Here is a 16,758-nt window from a genome sequence, read left to right on the forward strand (position 1 = left end):
CCGGATGAACACCCGGATCGGACACCGATGTCCGCCTGCCGGCACGGACGCTACGGTCGCCCGGTGCGCGTCGGACTACTGACCAAGGAGTACCCCCCGGAGATCTACGGCGGGGCGGGTGTCCATGTCGGACACCTCGTCCCGGCGCTGCGCGAGCTCGCCGAGGTGGACGTCCAGTGCTTCGGGGCGCCGCGGCCGGACGCGACGGCGCACCCGGTGCCCGCCGAGCTCGCCGACGCGAACGCGGCGCTGCAGACGCTCGGCGTCGACCTGTCCATGGTCGGCCCGCTCGCCGGCTGCGACGTCCTGCACTCGCACACCTGGTACGCCAACATGGCCGGTCACGTCGGCGGGCTGCTGCACGGCGTCCCGCACGTGGTCACCGCGCACTCGCTGGAGCCGTTGCGCCCGTGGAAGGCCGAGCAGCTCGGCGGCGGGTACCGGGTGTCGTCGTGGGTGGAGAGGACGGCCTACGAGGCGGCCGCCGCCGTGATCGCGGTGTCCGAGGGGATGCGCCGCGACGTGCTGGCGTCCTACCCGTCCGTCGACCCGGCCCGGGTGCACGTCGTGCACAACGGCATCGACACCGAGTTCTACCAGCCGGACGACGGGCGCGACGCGGTCCGCGCGGCCGGGGTGGACCCGGACCGGCCGATGGTCGTGTTCGTCGGTCGGATCACCCGGCAGAAGGGCGTCGGGCACCTGGTCGCGGCGGCGCACCGGATCGATCCGGCCGCGCAGATCGTGCTGTGCGCGGGCGCGCCGGACACCCCGGAGATCGCCGAGGAGACCGAGCGGGCGGTCGACGAGCTGTCCGCCGGGCGCGGTGACGTGATCTGGATCCGGCGGATGCTGGAGACCTCCGAGGTCCGGCAGTTGCTGTCGGCGGCGACGGTGTTCGTCTGCCCGTCGGTCTACGAGCCGCTCGGGATCGTGAACCTGGAGGCGATGGCGTGTGCGACGGCCGTCGTCGCCTCGGACGTCGGCGGCATCCCGGAGGTCGTCGCGGACGGCGACAACGGGCTGCTCGTCCACTACGACGCCGCGGACGCGGAGCGCTTCGAGCACGACCTGGCCGACGCGGTCAACGCGCTCGTCACCGACCCGGACCGGGCGGCCCGGATGGGCGAGCGCGGCCGCGAGCGTGCCGTCGCGGAGTTCGCCTGGCCGGAGATGGCCCGACGGACGCTCGAGGTCTACCGCTCGGTCGCCTGAGGCCCTGCCGGATTCGGCGCAGACGTTCGCTACGCGAGCTCCGCTCAGCCGACCGTCGACTTCAGCGCCTCCGACAGGTCGCTCGCCTCGTCCGGGGTCATCTCGACGACGAGCCGTCCGCCACCCTCGAGCGGCACCCGCATCACGATGCCCCGGCCCTCCTTGGTGACCTCAAGCGGGCCGTCGCCGGTGCGCGGCTTCATCGCGGCCATGTCTGTTTCCTCCGTGCATCTGTTCCGGCGCCGGCACGTCTCGGGGAACGCGTCGGTGATCGGGGTCTGTCGCGTCTCGCTCCATTGTCCCCCATCGCCCACGGCACGGCGCAACCGAGGCGATCACGGCTCGGCGGCGTTCACGCAGCGCAACGGCTCGGGAACGCTGACGAGCCGCTCAGGGCGCGGCGCGCCAGCAGTAGCGGACGTGGTCGTCGACCAGCCCGGTGGCCTGCATCAGCGCGTAGCACGTCGTCGGCCCGACGAAGCGCATCCCCCGCCTCTTCAGCTCCTTGGCCATCGCCGTCGACTCGGGGGTGGTGGCCGGGACGTCGGCCAGTGTGGCCGGTCGTTCACGCGTCGACGGGTCCGGCGCGAACGACCAGAGCAGCTCGTCCAACGGCGTGTCGAGACCGGCGACCACGCCGGCGTTGTGGATCGTCGCCTCGATCTTCTGCCGGTTCCGGACGATGCCGGGGTCGGCCAGCAGGCGCGCCACGTCGTCGTCGTCGAAGCGGGCGACGCGCTCCGGGTCGAACCGCGCGAACGCCTCCCGGAACGCGGGCCGCTTGCGCAGGATGACGATCCAGGACAGACCGGACTGGAAGCCCTCCAAGGTCATCCGCTCGAACATCGCGTGCTCGCCGCGGAGCGGGTTGCCCCACTCCTCGTCGTGGTAGGCGACGTAGTCGGGGGCCGAGAGCGCCCAGTCGCAACGAGCCGGGTCGTCCGGTGGAGGGGGTGTCACGCGCCCGCTCCTGCCCGGTGGCGCTCCTCGGTATGCCGGGCCATCCGGCGCAGCGAGTGCACGACGCCCGCCCGGAACGCCGGGCGCACGAGCGGCCATCCGGCCCGTCCGAGCGCTCCCAGCGGGAGGTCGAGCAGCTCCGTCCAGAGGAACCGGCTCCGCCGCGGCCCGAGCTCGACGACCGCGAACACGCCCTCCCCGCGTACCACGTTCCCGGTGTGCCGGACGACGCACCGCCGGGGCCCGCCCTCCTGCTCGGTCCACTCGGTGATCTCCATGGTGTCCGCGACGCCGACCGGCCCCGCTCCGGTCACGGCCCGTAGCGTCGAGCCGACCGAGCGGCCGTCGCCGCCGGTGAGCTCCACCCGGGTGCCGAGCATCCACTCCGACTGACCGGGCCAGTCGGTCACGGCGTCCCAGAGGACCGGCGCCGGTACGCCCACGTCGACCGGGATCGTGAGCTCCGCCCTGTCCGGCGTGCCGTCAGCCACCGTTCGGCCCCTCGCTGCGCATGCGCGCGATCGTCGTCTCCAGGCGGGCGACCCGCTCGGCGAGCTCCCTGCGGTCGGTCTGCACCCGGTCCAGCTCGCCCGCCAGCCGCTCCAGCGCCCAGTCCACCTCGATCATCCGGTAGCCGCGCAGGACCTGCTGGAACCGCAGTCCGCGCACGTCGGATCCCTTGACCTCGACCGAAGGCAGGCGGGTCGGCGTGGCATCCGGTGCGAGCGGGGCGAGCTCCTCGCCGCGGCCGAACACGGCCGCCGCCGCCACGAAGACGACCCCCGCGACGACCGCCAGGACGAGCACGTAGATCAGCGCGGTCCCCATGGCGTCCATCCCATCACGGTGCCTCCGGTCACGGGGTGACCGGCGCGGGCCGGGCGCAGGCGTCCAGTGCGGCCTCGACGTCGGTGACGACCGTGATCCGCCGCATCAGCTCGCCGAACGCGAAACCCTTCCCGCTCAGGCCGGCGACCCAGTCCAGCAGGCCCTGCCAGTGCCCGTCCGGGTCGAGCAGGACCACCGGCTTGTCGTGCAGCTCCAGCACGCCCGACGACCAGACCTCGAACAGCTCCTCGCAGGTCCCGAGCCCACCGGGCAGGGCGAGGAACGCGTCGGAGCGCCGTTCCATCTGCTCCTTGCGCTCGCGCATGCTCCCGGTCACGACGAGCTCGTCGGAGTCGGCGTCGGCCCACTCCCGTTCGACCATCGACTGCGGGATGACACCGACCGTGCGGGCCCCACCCTCGCGCGCGGCTCGCGCGACAGCGCCCATCATCGAGCGCCTCCCGCCGCCGGAGACCAGCGACCAGCCCCGGGCCGCGACCTCGCGCCCGACGGCGGCGGCCAGCTCGACGTACCGGGCGTCGACTCCGTCCGAGGAGGCGCAGTAGACGGCGACCGTCCGTGCGCCCGGCTCCGTCCTCAATGCGCTTCTTCCCACGCGTGGTAGGCGTCGTGCACGACGTCCACCGCGTCGTCGATGTCGTCGGTGAGGTGGATCAGGTCCATGTCCTTCGGGCTGATCTTGCCCTCGGGGAGCATCGTGTTCCGGATCCAGTCGTGCAGCCCTCCCCAGTAGTGCGTGCCGAGCAGCACCACCGGGAACTTCGTGACCTTCTTCGTCTGCACCAGGACCAACGCCTCGAACAGCTCGTCGAGCGTGCCGAAACCGCCGGGCAGGCAGACGAACGCCTGTGAGTACTTGACGAACATCGTCTTGCGCGCGAAGAAGTAGCGGAAGTTGATGCCCTGGTGCACCCAGTCGTTGAGGCCCTGCTCGAACGGCAGCTCGATGCCCAGCCCGATCGACAGGCCGCCCGCCTCGGAACAGCCGCGGTTGGCCGCCTCCATCGTGCCGGGACCGCCGCCGGTGATCACCGCGAAGCCTGCGCCCGCCAGGCGTGCGCCCAGCTCGCGGCCGATCTCGTACTCCTTGGAGTCGACGGGTGTGCGCGCCGAGCCGAACACGGTCGCCGCCCGCGGGAGCTCGGCCAGCATGCCGAAGCCCTCGACGAACTCCGCCTGGATCCGCATCACCCGCCACGGGTCGGTGTGCACCCAGTCGCTGGGGCCGCGGGAGTCGAGCAGCCGCTGGTCGGTCGTCGTCGGCTCGTGGCTGTACCGGCCGCGCAGCACGATCGGTCCGCGCTGCTTCTCCTCCTGCGGACCGCGCCCGGGTTCACCGGACGCGGTGTTGTGCCCCCAGGGACGGTCGGCGCTGTTCGCCGTGCCGTTCCCCGCGCCGCTCTCCGAGCCGTTCTCCGAGCCGTTCGACGTCATGGGCGCCACCCTAGTGAGCCCCGGTCGCCGGACCGTCCCCGGCGAGATAGCGGCGCAGCACGTCCGCGCATCGGGTGATGGCCTCCTCCGCGACGTGCTCCTCGCGGGTGTGCGCCAGGTTCGGGTCGCCGGGGCCGTAGTTCACCGCCGGGATGCCGAGCGCGGCGAACCGGGACACGTCGGTCCAGCCGTACTTCGCCCGCGGCTCGGCGCCGCTGACCCGCACGAACTCGGCCGCGGCGGGCGCGGACAGCCCGGGCAGGGCGCCGGGCGAGAGGTCGGTCACGGTCAGCGTGTGGCCGTCCATGACCTCGCGGACGTGCTTCTCCGCCTCCTCCGGGCTCCGGTCGGGCGCGAACCGGAAGTTGATCGTCACGATGCACTCGTCCGGCACGACGTTCCCGGCCACCCCGCCCGCGATCCGCACCGCCTGCAGACCCTCCCGGTACACGCAGCCGTCGATGTCGACGCTCCGCGGCGTGTACGCGGCGAGCCGGGCCAGCACGTCGCCGGCGTGGTGGATCGCGTTGTCCCCCAGCCACGACCGTGCCGAATGCGCACGCCGCCCCGTCGTCCGGACCTCCACCCGGAGCGTCCCCTGGCATCCGGCCTCGAGCGTCCCGTCCGTCGGCTCGCCGAGCACCGCGAGATCGGCGTCGAGCCAGTCGCGGTGGTCGCGCTCGATCCGGCCGAGCCCGTTGCGCGCGGCCTCGACCTCCTCGCAGTCGTAGAACACGCACGTCACGTCGTACGCCGGCTCGGTCACGGTGGCCGCGAGGTGCGCGATGACCGCGTCCCCGGCCTTCATGTCCGACGACCCGCACCCGTACAGCAGCCCGCCATCGCGCCGCGACGGGACGTTGTCCGCGATCGGCACCGTGTCCAGGTGTCCCGCGAGCAGCACCCGTCGCGGCCTGCCCAGGTTCGTGCGCGCCAGCACCGCGTCGCCGGAGCGCAGCACCTCGAGATGCGGCGCCTGAGCCCGCAGCGCGTGCTCCACGGCGTCGGCGAGCACCCGTTCCTCCCCCGACACGCTCTCGACGTCCACCAGCGCCGCCGTGAGCTCCACCGGATCGGCCGTCAGATCCAGGACCGGCACCGTGCTCGTCATCGGACCGACGCTACCCACCGGCCTCGCGCACCCCGTCCCGCGCCGCCCCATCCGGTCCGCGCCGCCCCGTCCCGTCGGCGCCGCCCCATCCGGTCCACGCCGCCCCGTCCCGTCCGCGCCACCCCATCCCGGTGCCGTCGCACTCAGGCCGCGCCACCTCACGTCTCCCCTCGTGAGCGATCCCAGCGAACGCGCGCCTGTCGGGAGAACGCACGTGTCCGGGCGAGGGCGTTCGCCGGATCCGAGCGCGTTCTCCGGATCACCGCGCGTCCCGGCGCCGACCGAGCAGTCGAGGGCGACGGGCCGGGGCGCGAGACGGGCGAGCCTGACGGGGCCGCCCGGGCGGAGCCGGACCGACCGGACATCGGACCGGGCCGACCGCACCCGGCCGTGCCGACCGCACCGGGCTGGTCCCGGCAGACAGGGCGGATCGAGGCCGATGACGCCGCCCGTCCCGGCCACACGAGCCGGCGTGATCGCATCTGGCGCGGGCGGGAGGGTCGCTGAACCAACGCTTTGCTCTGCTCACACCCGCGCATCGCCGACAGGCGCAAGATCACCACGTTCGGCCCAGCAATCCATTGCGTCGAGGTGAGCAGAGCAAAGGGACCGTCGGGAACGGTCTCCCAGGGGGCCCTCGGCCGGCACGTGCTGTCTGCGCGGACTCTCCGTATCCGGTCGCGGCTCCGCAGACCACGTTCCTGCCGGCCGCGCTCCCGAGGACCGCACCATCCGCGCGGTCGGAGAACGCGCATCGGTCGGGAGGACGCGCGCGTCCGGTCGCGTGCGTTCTCCGGTCAGGTGCGCGTTCACCAGGTCGGAGCGCAGAGCCAGGTCGGCGCTCATCGGCCAGGTCGGCGCTCATCCCCCACGTCGGAGCGGCGTCCGCCAGGTCGGCGCGACGTTCGCCAGGCCCGCGCGACGTTCGCCAGGTCCGCGCGACGTTCGCCAGGTCCGCGCGGCGCTCGCCAGGTCGGCGCGGGCGCTCGCCAGGTCGGCGCGGGCGCTCGCCAGGTCGGCGCGGCGTTCGAAGCGTCGGGGCGCGTCCGCCGGACCGGCGCACGCCCGAGGGCGGTGCACGTCGTGCCGGGAGTTGTCCACAACCCGACTCGTCCGTCCACAGGTCGGACGTTCCTCGGTGCATCGACCGCCGCGGGCCGCATCCTCGAGGTATGGAAACGTCCACCGCGCCGGTCACCGGCGGCCGCCGGATCGCGGGGCTCGACGTCGTCGGGCTGGTCCGGGCGGCCCGGCGGCGCGCGGACACGTCCCAGCGGGAGATGGCCGAGAAGGCCGGGCTCGCGGCGTCGACGGTCGGGCGGATCGAGGCGGGGTCGCTCCACCCCAGTCTGGCGGTGCTGGAGGCGGTGCTCGCCGCGGCGGGGATCCGGCTGGTCGCCGTCGGACCGGACGGCAAGGCGGTGCCTCCGATGCTCGACGCGCCGGACCACAACCTGCGGGACGGGGCGGGACGGCGGTACCCGTCGCATCTCGACGTGATCATCGACCCGACGGGCTGGGACTGGTGGGGCGGGCGGTACGGCCTCGCCCGTCCGCCGGAGACGTTCCTGCGCGACCGCGAGCGGCGGGACGTGCAGCGCCGTCGCAGCCGGTGGGAGGTCCGTGTCGCGCTGCTCTACGGCATCCCGCCGCCGATGACCGTCGAGCAGTGGGTGCGGGCGCAGAAGGCACGGCGGGGCCGGCGCCGCGCCGCTCCCGTGATCGACCGCACCGGAGGCGGCTCGCGCGCGGGTCCGGTCGGGGCAGGTACGTTCGCCCCGTGAGTACCGAGTACCGCCGCGAGGGCGCCTCCGGGACCGGACTGGCCACCGTGACCTCCGATGGCACCGTCCTCGACGTCTGGTTCCCGTCGCCCGCACTGTCCGGGTCGGCGCCGGCCGAGGACCCGACGAGTGCGCTCGAGGCGCTGGTCGGCACGGACGAGCTCCGGGGCGTCCGGACCGAGGTCGTGCAGAGCGAGATCGACTCGTTGGCGGGTGCACCTGCCGACGCCGCCGACGTCTACCTCCGCCTGCACCTGCTCAGCCACCGCCTGGTCCGGCCGCACGAGGTCAGCCTGGAGGGCCAGTTCGGACTGCTCGCGAACGTCGTGTGGACCAACCACGGACCGTGCGCCGTCCCCGGTTTCGAGCTGACGCGGGCGAAGCTGCGCGGGCGCGGGTCGGTGACCGTCACGCACGTCGACAAGTTCCCCCGGATGGTCGACTACGTGATCCCGTCCGGTGTGCGGATCGGCGACGCGGACCGGGTCCGGCTCGGCGCGCACCTCGCCGAGGGCACCACGGTGATGCACGAGGGCTTCGTGAACTTCAACGCCGGCACGCTCGGCGCGTCCATGGTCGAGGGCCGGATCTCGGCGGGGGTCGTCGTGGGTGACGGCTCGGACCTGGGCGGCAGCGCCTCGGTGATGGGCACGCTGTCCGGCGGCGGCAAGGAGGTCATCTCGATCGGCCGCCGCTGCCTGCTCGGCGCGAACGCAGGTCTGGGCATCTCGCTCGGCGACGACTGCGTGGTCGAGGCCGGCCTGTACGTCACGGGAGGGACCAAGGTCACGCTGCCGGACGGCGCGGTCGTCGCGGCCCGGTCGCTGTCCGGGCAGGACGGACTGCTGCTGCGACGGAACTCGGTGACCGGAGCCGTCGAGGCCCTGCCCCGCACGGGCGACGGCATCGAGCTCAACGCGGCACTGCACGCCAACTAGGGATCTCGGTGACGACGACGCCCGTGCCCCGGACACCGGAGAACTCGATGTCGGCCACCGCACCGCCGTCCGGGAACGCCTCGTCGGCCGGAGACGATCCGACCGGAGACGCGCCGTCGGCCGGGAGCGGTGGTACGCCCGGGAACGGTCGTGTCCCCGGGACCGTGCAGGAGACCGACACCGTCCCGCGCCTCGACGACCTGCCGGAGCCGGTGACCGCGGGCCCCGGTGACCCGGCCGTCCACCATGTGCGCGTGCTGCTGGACAAGCGGCTGCGGTCGCTGCTGCGGCACGAGCCCGGCACCCGGAACGGCGCGGACATCGAGGACCTGCACCAGATGCGGGTCGCCGTCCGGCGGATGCGCGCGGCGTTGAAGTCGGCCCGTCCGCTGCTCGACGCCGCATGGGCCGACGGGCTGCGCTCCGAGCTGGGGTGGCTCGGTCGCGCGCTGGGGCCGTCGCGGGACCTGGACGTGATGATCGACCGCCTGCGCGGCGAGACCGCCACGCTGCCGCCCGCGGAGCGGTCGGCGGGCGACCTGTTGGTCGGCCGCCTGGACGTCGAGCGGGTGACGGCACGGCGCGCGATGAACGCCGACCTGGACGACCCGCGCTACGGCGCGGTCGTGCGGCGGCTGGTGGACGCCGTCGCCGAGCCGCTCCCGGAGCCGCCGGAGGGCGTCGCCCGGCCGGAGCTGGTCGATCTCGTGCGCGCCGAGGCCCGCAAGCTGGACAAGGCCGTGCGCCGGGCCGGAGACGACCCGCCGGACATGACGCTGCACGATCTGCGGATCCGGACGAAGCGGCTGCGCTACACCGGCGAGCTCGTCGAGCCGGCGATGCGCACGGACAAGGGCAAGCGGACGCCTGCCGCGAAGACCGTCCGGAAGGTGCTCAAGGCCGCCGCCGAGCTGCAGGAGGTGCTCGGCGACCACCAGGACGCGTGCGTGGCCGAGCACCGCATCCGGCAGCTGCTCGACGATCTGGGCGGCGCCCCGGACGCGCACGTCGTGTTCGTCGGCGGGCGTCTGGTGGAGCGCGAGCGGGCCCGGGCCGAGCACCTGCGCGGACAGTGGCGCGACGCCTGGGAGGAGCTCGGCGCGCGGACGAGTTCGCTCTGAGGCCGGCCCGACGCCGGTCACGGTGACGGCGTCCGACGCGCGCCGGACGCGATGCCGGCATCGGCACGGATGCCGGTCACGGTGACGGCGTCCGATGCGTACCGGGCGCGATGCCGGCGTCGGTACGGATGCCGGTCGCGTCGTCCGCGCCGGGTCGTTGCGCCGACTCCGGACACAGGCCCGCCGCGGCGCCGTCGTCAGCGCCGGGTCTCGGCGTCGGCACCGGCTCGACGGTCGGGCGCAGGGGGTGCCGGCTCGTCCCCCGGACGCGGCCGGTCGCCGACCCGCCAGATCGCCGTCGCCTGGATCACCGCGAAGACCAGCAGGAGCCCGATCGCGGCCGGGTAGCCGCTGGCGTCGACGAGCAGGCCCATCGCGAGCGGCGTGAGGCCCGCCGCGAGGTACCCGATCCCGAGCGCGAACCCGCCGACGGCCGCGCTGCGGGCCGCGTCCGGGGTGCGCCAGGCGATCACGGCCAGGCCGAGCGGGAACCCGGACCCCACGCCGATCCCGATCAGCACGGCCCACACCCACGGCGCGAACGTGCCGGCACCGGGCACGAGCAGGACGCCGAGCGTGCCCACCGCACCGGACGCCGTCGCCACGAACGCCCACAGCCGGAACCGGCGGCGACGTTCGGCTGCGGCCGGCATCAGCAGCGCCGCCGGGATCTGGGCGATGCTCCACACGGACAGCAGCAGGCCGGCGACGGCCGGGCTCCAGCCGAGCGACTCGTAGACCGGGGACAGCCAGGTCAGCCAGCCGTAGAACATGCCGGAGGAGCCGACCAGGTAGCACGCCATCCGTCGCGCGAACGGATCCCGCCAGGGCCGCGGACCGGCGACCTCGCCACCCGCCGACGAGACCGAGGCGACGGACGGGGCACGCCCCATGTGCCGCGCCACCGGTATCCACACGGCGACGGCCAGCACCGCGGGCACCGCCCACACGGCCAGCGACAGCGACCATCCCCCGAGAGCGACGGCGAGCGGCACGGCGACGGCCGACGAGATCGTCGCACCGATCATCATCGAGACGACGTAGCCGCCGCTGACCACCCCGGCGCGGTCCGGCAGGTGCTGCTTGACCACGCCGGTGATCAGCACGCCCGCGACACCGATGCCGAGCCCGACGAGCACGCTGCCGCCGATCAGGGCGGCCAGCACCGGGATCGACCGCAGCAGGCTCCCGGCCGCGATCGACCCGACCGCGATCCCGAGCAGCCGCTCCCGCCCGATCTTCGCCGCGACCGGCGCCGCGACGAACGAGCCGAGCGACATCATCAGCACCGCGCCGGCCTGCACGAGCCCGGCGGCACCCGCTGTCACGCCCAGGTCGTCGCGGGCCGTCTCCAGCAGCGGCGGGTACCCGGCGAGCGCGGCGCGCAGGTTCGCGGCGAGCGCCAGCACGCCGATCAGGACGAGGCCGGGACGGAGCCGCGCGGCCGTGCCGGTCATGAGCCACACCGGAAGGCCGCGATCACGAAGGGAGCAGCCGGGCTCACGTCGACAAGCGCGCGACGGCGGCGTCGATGCGCTCGTCGCTCGCGGTCAGCGCGACCCGCACGTGCCGGCGACCCGCCGGCCCGTAGAACTCCCCGGGGGCCACCAGGATCCCCCGCTCCGCAAGCCGGTCCACAGTGGACCTGCAGTCCTCGTCCTCGGTACACCACAGGTACAGCCCAGCAACCGAGTGCTCGATCTTCAACCCGAATGCCTCGAGCCCGCCCCGCAGCCGGGCGCGGCGGGCGTCGTAGAGCGCGGCCTGGACGGCCACGTGCGCGTCGTCGGAGACGGCGGCCTGCAACGCGGCCTGCACCGGGCGCGGGACGATCATCCCGGCGTGCTTGCGCACCTCGAGCAGGGCGGAGACCAGGGACGGGTCGCCCGCCACGTAGGCGGCGCGGTACCCGGCCGTGTTCGACGTCTTGGACAACGAGTGCACGGCCAGCAGACCGGTGTGGTCACCGTCGCAGACATCCGGGTGCAGGACCGACCGCGGCGCGGGGTCGGAGCCGCCGGGCAGGCCGAGATAGCACTCGTCGGACGCGACGACGGCGCCGCGCTCCCGCGCCCAGGTCACGACCTTCCGCAGGTGGTCGACGGGCAGCACCCGCCCGGTCGGGTTCGACGGCGAGTTCAGCCACACGAGCTTCACGCGCCCAGGGCCCGCCGCGGTCAGCGAGTCGGAGCGCACGTGGTCCGCCCCGGCCAACCGCGCGCCGACCTCGTACGTCGGGTACGCCAGCTCCGGGATCACGACGATGTCGCCCGCACCGAGCCCGAGCAGCGTCGGGAGCCACGCGACCGTCTCCTTGGAGCCGATCGTCGGCAGGACGGCCGCCGGGTCGACGCCGGTCGCGCCGTAGCGACGCGCCAGCGAGTCGGCGATCGCGGTGCGCAGCGCCACCGGCCCGTACGTCGTCGGGTAGCCCGGCTCGTCGGCGGCCGGACCGGCCAGCGCCGACCGCACGACGTCCGGGACGGGATCGACCGGGGTTCCGACGGAGAGGTCCACCAGCCCGTCCGGGTGGGCGGTGGCCTTCTCGCGCGCGGCGCCGAGCGAGTCCCAGGGAAAATCCGGGAGCCTGTGTCCTACCACTGCGTGGGGCCGGGCATCACTCGTCGTGTTCCTGCGGGGGCAGGCTCTTCGCCGGCTCCACGTCCTTGTCGACCTTGCCGACCTTCGACGCGCCGCCGGGCGAGCCGAGCTCGTCGAAGAAGTCGACGTTCGCCTTGGTGTAGGCGGCCCACTGGTCCGGGACGTCGTCCTCGTAGTAGATCGCTTCCACCGGACAGACCGGTTCGCACGCACCGCAGTCCACGCACTCGTCGGGGTGGATGTAGAGCATCCGTCCACCCTCGTAGATGCAGTCCACCGGGCATTCCTCGATGCACGCCTTGTCGAGCAGGTCGACGCAGGGCTCGGCGATCACGTAGGTCACTTCGGTGGTCCTCCACTCGGGCCGCGGAGCACCCTGGTGTGGTGGGCGGGTGCCCCATCAACTACGACTACCCGCAGGTTAACCCGCGTGCCCGGCCCGAGCAGGAGGGAGGTTCGCCTCACGTGAACAGCGGTGACGACCGTCTCGTCCAGCTCATCGGGAAGCGCGTCTCGTTGCGACACCGGATCGCGCCGGAGTCCTCGGCCGGTCCGCACCTGTCCGACGCGGTCGGGGAGCTCGACGACGGCGGTCCCGGCCCGGACGGCGCACCGACGCTGCGGGTGCGTACACGCGGCGGAACGGTGCACGTCCGGGTGGCCGACGTGGTTGCCGTCCGGGCGGTCCCGCCCGCTCGCCCGAAGCGGCCGTCCTGGGCGGCCGTGGAGCACCTGGAGCGGATCTGCGCCGACGCGTGGCCGGCGCCGGTCGTGCGCGACCTCGGCGCCTGGCGGCTGCGCGCCGCCGGCGGCTTCACCCGCCGCGCGAACTCCGCACTGGCCGTCGGGAACCCGGGTGTGCCGGTGCCGGACGCGCTGGCCGAGGTCCGCCGGTTCGCCGACCGGCACGGGATCCCGCCGGTCGTCGCGGCGCCGGAAGGCTCGCCGTGGTGGCGGGCCGTCCGCGACGAGGGCTGGGAGGTCGGAGCCGATCCCGGTGCTCAGGCGGTCGTCCTGGTCGCGGGCCTGGACTCGCTGGCCGCGGACGGACCGGCGCCGGGGATCGCGTTCGACGCGGAGCCGTCGCCGGACTGGTGGTCGGTGTTCGACGAGGAGGGCGCCGATCTCACAGCGCGGCGGGCGGTCCTCGTCCCGGATCGACCGGACGGGCCGCAGCTCGGGTTCGGCACCGCCCGGCGTGACGACGGCGCGCTGACCGGCGTCGTCCGGGCCGCGGTCGTCGGGGACCACCTCTACCTGTCGCGTCTGGAGGTCCTCCCGGCGGCACGACGGTCCGGAGTCGGCTCCGTGCTGACGGCCGCCGCCGCGCGGTGGGGCGCCGAGCGCGGAGCGCGGTACGCGGTCCTGCAGGTGGTGCGCTCCAACCGGGCCGCACGCGCGCTGTACGAGCGGCTCGGCTGCGTCGAACACCACCGGTACCACTACCTGGTCCCGGGTTAGTCCTCGGCGAGCTCCCGCCGCGTCAGCCAGCGCCGCCCGTTCGCGGCGGAGTGCTTCAGCCCGGACCACTCCCCCAGGTACTTCCCGACCACGCCGACGACGGGCACGAAGCTGATCCACTCGTGGTAGAAGCGGCCGTGCGGGCGCTTGTCGAGCTCGTCGGAGACGGCGAACAGCGCCCGCCCGAGCCGCCACACGGCCGACCCGACCCGCCGCAACGTCGACCCCGCACCGTGGTTCGCGCCGTCCAGGTCGCCGGTCAGCTCGGCCGCCTTCGCCTCGGCCGCCGCGTCCGCCTCCGGCGTGAGCGTCCCGGTCCGGACGTCGCGACGGAACAGCACCGACGCCAGCAGCGCCACCAGCGTGTCCTCGTCGGTCACGCCGTGCTCGCCGGCCACCGCGACGAGCAGCATCCCCTGGCCCGCGGCACCGACCGCGGACGACACCGGCAGCGACTTGGCCAGCGCACCGCCGAGCCCGGGGATCGCGGCGACCAGCGTGGTGAACCGGCCGACCCGGTAGACCCACCAGTGCTCGCGCTCGGTGACCGTCATCGCCGCCCAGGCGGACGTGCCGGGCACCTGGATCGACGCGAGCGCGTCGAGGATCTTGTCCGACAGCCCCCGCTCGACGTCCTCGGCGGCCTCCGCGCCGGACGGACCGGCCTGCCCGACGCGCGACCGCAGCCCGAACGGGTCGGTCTCGCGCAGTCCGGCGAGGATCGGCCGCGCGGCGCGGACGAACGGCCGCAGGATCCCGACGACGGCGTCGTCCGGGATCGGGCCGTGGTCCGGCTGCCGGTCGGGTGAACGGGTCCCGGTCACGTCGCCCGCCCCGCGTTGCCGATCCGGGGGTCCGACGGGCGCGTCGAGCGCTCCTCCCGGGCCGCCGCCGCGGCCGCGATCATCCGGTCCACGTTGCGCCGGAAGCAGAACAGTCCGGTCAGCACGCCGACGACGAGCAGCAGCAGCGTCTGCCACGCCGCCACCAGCAGCGTGTCACCACCGGGGCCGAGCAGGCCGAAGACGACCGTGACGAGGAACCAGACGACCGGGACCAGCGCGGCGCCCGCCGTCGTCGGCCACGCGTCGACGGTCGTCCGGACCAGCCACGGCATCGTCAGCACGATGACGAGCGCGCCGATCGGCAACGGGACCGGCCCGAGGTAGGTGAACTGGAACATCAGCTCCAGCACCGCCAGCAGCACGGTGACCACCATCAGGACGGTGAGCTGCGCCCCCGCCGGGACCCGGTTCACGACCGGATCCCGTCGAACAGGTCGGTCTCGTCCGCGTCCGGATGGCCGACGAGGACGAACTCCTCGACGTCGCGCAGCGGCTGGGCGACGCCGTTGCTCATCGCGTAGGCCACGGTCTCGTGGTACTCCCACACCGAGATCTGCGTCGCGTGCGCGCGCATCGCGGCGACGCGGGCCGGGCGCTGGTCCGCGACGTCGATCCGGGTGGTCACGTCACCGGCGTCGGCGCTGGGCAGCTCGTCCGGCGCGGGCACCCGGAACGGCAGGCCCGGGTGCCCGTCCAGGTCGGTGATCCCGGCGTCCAGCTCGGGCCGCGACCGCACCGTGAAGTACAGCTTCTCCACGACGTCCGGCCGGGCCGTCGCGGCCGCCGACGTGAGCTCGTGGGCGCGGACGTGGTCCGGGTGGCCGTAGCCGCCGTCGTCGGCGTAGGAGACGAGCACCTGCGGGCGGATCTCGTCGACGACGTCGAGCAGCTGTGCGAGCTGGGTCCCGAACGGCTCCTGCGCGGCGAACGCGCGCGGGTGCAGGTCCGGCGGCAGCGCGGCGCGGGTGCCGTGCCCGGCGAGCACCATCCCGCTGTCCCGCCAGCGCCCGAGCCCGCCGAGGTAGCGGTGGCCCGGCCCGCCGAGCGCCGCCAGCGCACCGGCCAGCTCGCCGGTGCGGTAGCCGCCGAGCTGGTCGGCGCGGTCCGGCGCGAGCTCGGCCAGCTCCGGCGGGATCACCTCGCCCTGCTCGCCGAGCGTGCAGGTGACGACGGTGACCTCGGTGTCCGGATCGGCCTGGTAGCGCGCGATCGTGCCGCCGGTGGTCAGCGTCTCGTCGTCCGGATGGGCGTGGACGAGGAGGAGACGTCGAGCTGCGGAGGACACCGGACGAGCCTACGAGACGATCAGCGCGGTACCGATACTCGCTCCGACACGCTCCGTTCGGTGTCCCGGACCGGGACCAGCGCACCGGTCAGCTCGACCGTCGGGACCGCCGTCGAGGCCAGCCCGGTCGCCGGCACGCCCGCACGCACGAGCAGGTCACCCAGCGCGGCGATCATGGCGCCGTTGTCCGTGCACAGCCGCGGCGCCGGCACCCGCAGCGCGATCCCCGCCCCGGTGCAGGCCTCCTCCATGCCGGTGCGCAGTGCCTTGTTCGCGGCGACGCCGCCGACCATCAGCAGCGTGTCCGCGCCCTGCTCGCGGCAGGCGCGGACGGCCTTGCGCACCAGCACGTCGACGACGGCCTGCTGGAACGACGCCGCGACGTCCGGCACGGCGACCGCACTGCCCGCGTCCTGCGCGGCCTCGACGTGCCGGGCCACGGCCGTCTTCAGCCCGGCGAACGAGAACCCGAACGGCGCGTCCCGGGGCCCGGTCATCGGGCGCGGGAACGCCACGGCGTGCGGGTCCCCGTCCAGCGCCGCCTTCGAGATCGCCGGGCCGCCCGGATAGGGCAGTCCGAGCACGCGGGCGACCTTGTCGAACGCCTCGCCCGCCGCGTCGTCGACGGTGTCGCCGAGGTGCACGACCGGGTCGCGGGCCAGGTCACCGAGCGACAGCAGCGACGTGTGCCCGCCGGACACGATCAGGCACACGCAGCGCTCCGGCAGCGGCCCGTGTTCCAGCACGTCCACCGCCGCGTGGCCGGCCAGGTGGTGCACGCCGTGCAGCGGCACGTCCAGCGCCGTCGCGTACGCCTTCGCCGCCGCGACGCCGACGTGCAGCGCGGGCGACAGGCCCGGCCCCGCCGTCACCGCGACGGCGTCCACGTCGGACAGTGACACCCCGGCGTTCGCGACGGCGCGGCGCACCATCGGCACGACGGCGCTCACGTGCGCGCGGGCCGCGACCTCCGGCACCACCCCGCCGAAGCGGGCGTGCTCGTCGGCGCTGGAGGCGAGCCCGTCGCCGAGCAGCACCCCGTCCGCGACGAGACCGGCCCCGGTCTCGTCGCACGACGTCTCGATCCCCAGTACCAGCGACACGCCCGCCAGTGTCCCTCGCCCGCCGCGGCGCCATTGCCTCGGCCCTCGACC

General features: G+C 74.3%; 19 protein-coding genes. 5 read left to right on the forward strand and 14 right to left on the reverse strand.

All coding sequences use genetic code 11. The annotated features are described in order from the left end of the window. Nucleotides 1-63: 63 nt before the first annotated feature. The gene (gene glgA / locus EV378_RS11715) at nt 64-1,215 is read left to right on the forward strand and encodes a glycogen synthase (protein WP_207908638.1); all 1,152 of its coding nucleotides are present in this window, start codon (nt 64-66) and stop codon (nt 1,213-1,215) included. Nucleotides 1,216-1,259: 44 nt separating this feature from the next. Here the strand turns inward: glgA and EV378_RS11720 are convergent, their stop codons facing one another. The 7 genes from EV378_RS11720 to dapE all read right to left on the reverse strand — a co-directional run bounded on the left by EV378_RS11720 (nt 1,260) and on the right by dapE (nt 5,569). After that, nucleotides 1,260-1,427 carry a DUF3117 domain-containing protein gene (locus EV378_RS11720; protein ID WP_132423867.1) on the reverse strand — a complete coding sequence of 56 codons (168 nt, stop codon included), beginning with the start codon at nt 1,425-1,427 and terminating at the stop codon, nt 1,260-1,262. A gap of 178 nt (nt 1,428-1,605) precedes the next feature. Then, nucleotides 1,606-2,175: a DNA-3-methyladenine glycosylase I gene (locus EV378_RS11725; protein WP_243653398.1), complete on the reverse strand. Its 570-nt coding sequence runs from the start codon at nt 2,173-2,175 to the stop codon at nt 1,606-1,608. Beyond that, a complete protein-coding gene (locus tag EV378_RS11730) occupies nt 2,172-2,666 on the reverse strand; it encodes an SRPBCC family protein (RefSeq protein WP_132423873.1) in 495 nt (164 codons plus the stop codon). Before EV378_RS11730 ends, EV378_RS11725 begins: the two co-directional genes overlap by 4 nt. Then, nucleotides 2,659-3,003, reverse strand: a complete 345-nt coding sequence (locus tag EV378_RS11735) for a DivIVA domain-containing protein (protein WP_132427771.1) — start codon at nt 3,001-3,003, stop codon at nt 2,659-2,661. The genes EV378_RS11730 and EV378_RS11735 overlap by 8 nt, the downstream gene beginning before the upstream one ends. A gap of 28 nt (nt 3,004-3,031) precedes the next feature. After that, nucleotides 3,032-3,604: an LOG family protein gene (locus EV378_RS11740; protein ID WP_132423876.1), complete on the reverse strand. Its 573-nt coding sequence runs from the start codon at nt 3,602-3,604 to the stop codon at nt 3,032-3,034. Next, entirely contained in the window at nt 3,601-4,458 is an 858-nt protein-coding gene (locus tag EV378_RS11745) for an LOG family protein (RefSeq protein WP_132423879.1), read from the reverse strand. Before EV378_RS11745 ends, EV378_RS11740 begins: the two co-directional genes overlap by 4 nt. Nucleotides 4,459-4,468: 10 nt before the next feature. Continuing rightward, nucleotides 4,469-5,569: a succinyl-diaminopimelate desuccinylase gene (gene dapE / locus EV378_RS11750; RefSeq protein WP_132423882.1), complete on the reverse strand. Its 1,101-nt coding sequence runs from the start codon at nt 5,567-5,569 to the stop codon at nt 4,469-4,471. 1,172 nt (nt 5,570-6,741) lie between these two features. On the opposite strand from dapE, the gene EV378_RS11755 reads away from it, so the two are divergent. The 3 genes from EV378_RS11755 to EV378_RS11765 all read left to right on the forward strand — a co-directional run bounded on the left by EV378_RS11755 (nt 6,742) and on the right by EV378_RS11765 (nt 9,412). Continuing rightward, on the forward strand, nt 6,742-7,353 hold the full coding sequence (locus tag EV378_RS11755; RefSeq protein WP_132423885.1) for a helix-turn-helix domain-containing protein: 612 nt from the start codon (nt 6,742-6,744) through the stop codon (nt 7,351-7,353). Continuing rightward, a complete protein-coding gene (dapD, locus tag EV378_RS11760) occupies nt 7,350-8,291 on the forward strand; it encodes a 2,3,4,5-tetrahydropyridine-2,6-dicarboxylate N-succinyltransferase (RefSeq protein WP_132423888.1) in 942 nt (313 codons plus the stop codon). Before EV378_RS11755 ends, dapD begins: the two co-directional genes overlap by 4 nt. Nucleotides 8,292-8,455: 164 nt before the next feature. Further along, nucleotides 8,456-9,412 carry a CHAD domain-containing protein gene (locus tag EV378_RS11765; protein WP_243653399.1) on the forward strand — a complete coding sequence of 319 codons (957 nt, stop codon included), beginning with the start codon at nt 8,456-8,458 and terminating at the stop codon, nt 9,410-9,412. A 197-nt stretch (nt 9,413-9,609) separates the two neighbouring features. On the opposite strand, the gene EV378_RS11770 is transcribed toward EV378_RS11765, so the two are convergent. The 3 genes from EV378_RS11770 to fdxA are packed head-to-tail and all read right to left on the reverse strand — an operon-like array spanning nt 9,610 to nt 12,356. Further along, nucleotides 9,610-10,869 carry an MFS transporter gene (locus tag EV378_RS11770; RefSeq protein ID WP_132423890.1) on the reverse strand — a complete coding sequence of 420 codons (1,260 nt, stop codon included), beginning with the start codon at nt 10,867-10,869 and terminating at the stop codon, nt 9,610-9,612. Between the two features lie 43 nt (nt 10,870-10,912). After that, nucleotides 10,913-12,013 (reverse strand): succinyldiaminopimelate transaminase, encoded by a 1,101-nt coding sequence (dapC, locus tag EV378_RS11775; RefSeq protein WP_132423893.1) that lies wholly within the window; start codon nt 12,011-12,013, stop codon nt 10,913-10,915. Nucleotides 12,014-12,029: 16 nt separating this feature from the next. Further along, on the reverse strand, nt 12,030-12,356 hold the full coding sequence (gene fdxA / locus EV378_RS11780) for a ferredoxin (protein WP_132423896.1): 327 nt from the start codon (nt 12,354-12,356) through the stop codon (nt 12,030-12,032). 122 nt (nt 12,357-12,478) lie between these two features. Here fdxA and EV378_RS11785 point away from each other — a divergent pair, with 122 nt between their 5' ends. Next, nucleotides 12,479-13,474, forward strand: a complete 996-nt coding sequence (locus EV378_RS11785; RefSeq protein ID WP_243653400.1) for a GNAT family N-acetyltransferase — start codon at nt 12,479-12,481, stop codon at nt 13,472-13,474. Here the strand turns inward: EV378_RS11785 and EV378_RS11790 are convergent. From EV378_RS11790 to tsaD, 4 genes are read right to left on the reverse strand one after another with little or no spacing between them, the layout of a single operon-like run. Then, nucleotides 13,471-14,298 (reverse strand): hypothetical protein, encoded by an 828-nt coding sequence (locus EV378_RS11790; RefSeq protein WP_243653401.1) that lies wholly within the window; start codon nt 14,296-14,298, stop codon nt 13,471-13,473. The genes EV378_RS11785 and EV378_RS11790 overlap by 4 nt on opposite strands. Continuing rightward, nucleotides 14,295-14,732 (reverse strand): hypothetical protein, encoded by a 438-nt coding sequence (locus tag EV378_RS11795; RefSeq protein WP_207908639.1) that lies wholly within the window; start codon nt 14,730-14,732, stop codon nt 14,295-14,297. The genes EV378_RS11790 and EV378_RS11795 overlap by 4 nt, the downstream gene beginning before the upstream one ends. Beyond that, nucleotides 14,729-15,604: an N-acetyl-1-D-myo-inositol-2-amino-2-deoxy-alpha-D-glucopyranoside deacetylase gene (gene mshB, locus EV378_RS11800; RefSeq protein WP_132423899.1), complete on the reverse strand. Its 876-nt coding sequence runs from the start codon at nt 15,602-15,604 to the stop codon at nt 14,729-14,731. The genes EV378_RS11795 and mshB overlap by 4 nt, the downstream gene beginning before the upstream one ends. Before the next feature lie 20 nt (nt 15,605-15,624). Next, nucleotides 15,625-16,707 (reverse strand): tRNA (adenosine(37)-N6)-threonylcarbamoyltransferase complex transferase subunit TsaD, encoded by a 1,083-nt coding sequence (tsaD, locus tag EV378_RS11805; RefSeq protein ID WP_132423902.1) that lies wholly within the window; start codon nt 16,705-16,707, stop codon nt 15,625-15,627. Nucleotides 16,708-16,758: the final 51 nt, after the last annotated feature.

It is taken from the genome of Pseudonocardia endophytica, from assembly GCF_004339565.1.
Classification (GTDB): domain Bacteria; phylum Actinomycetota; class Actinomycetes; order Mycobacteriales; family Pseudonocardiaceae; genus Pseudonocardia; species Pseudonocardia endophytica.

What these genes read in the sequence shown, in the direction of transcription:
- EV378_RS11720 (WP_132423867.1), bottom strand. Translation starts at nt 1,427, where the DNA reads ATGGCCGCGATGAAGCCGCGCACCGGCGACGGCCCGCTTGAGGTCACC.
- EV378_RS11735 (WP_132427771.1), bottom strand. Translation starts at nt 3,003, where the DNA reads ATGGGGACCGCGCTGATCTACGTGCTCGTCCTGGCGGTCGTCGCGGGG.
- EV378_RS11745 (WP_132423879.1), bottom strand. Translation starts at nt 4,458, where the DNA reads ATGACGTCGAACGGCTCGGAGAACGGCTCGGAGAGCGGCGCGGGGAAC.
- dapE (WP_132423882.1), bottom strand. Translation starts at nt 5,569, where the DNA reads ATGACGAGCACGGTGCCGGTCCTGGATCTGACGGCCGATCCGGTGGAG.
- EV378_RS11755 (WP_132423885.1), top strand. Translation starts at nt 6,742, where the DNA reads ATGGAAACGTCCACCGCGCCGGTCACCGGCGGCCGCCGGATCGCGGGG.
- EV378_RS11770 (WP_132423890.1), bottom strand. Translation starts at nt 10,869, where the DNA reads ATGACCGGCACGGCCGCGCGGCTCCGTCCCGGCCTCGTCCTGATCGGC.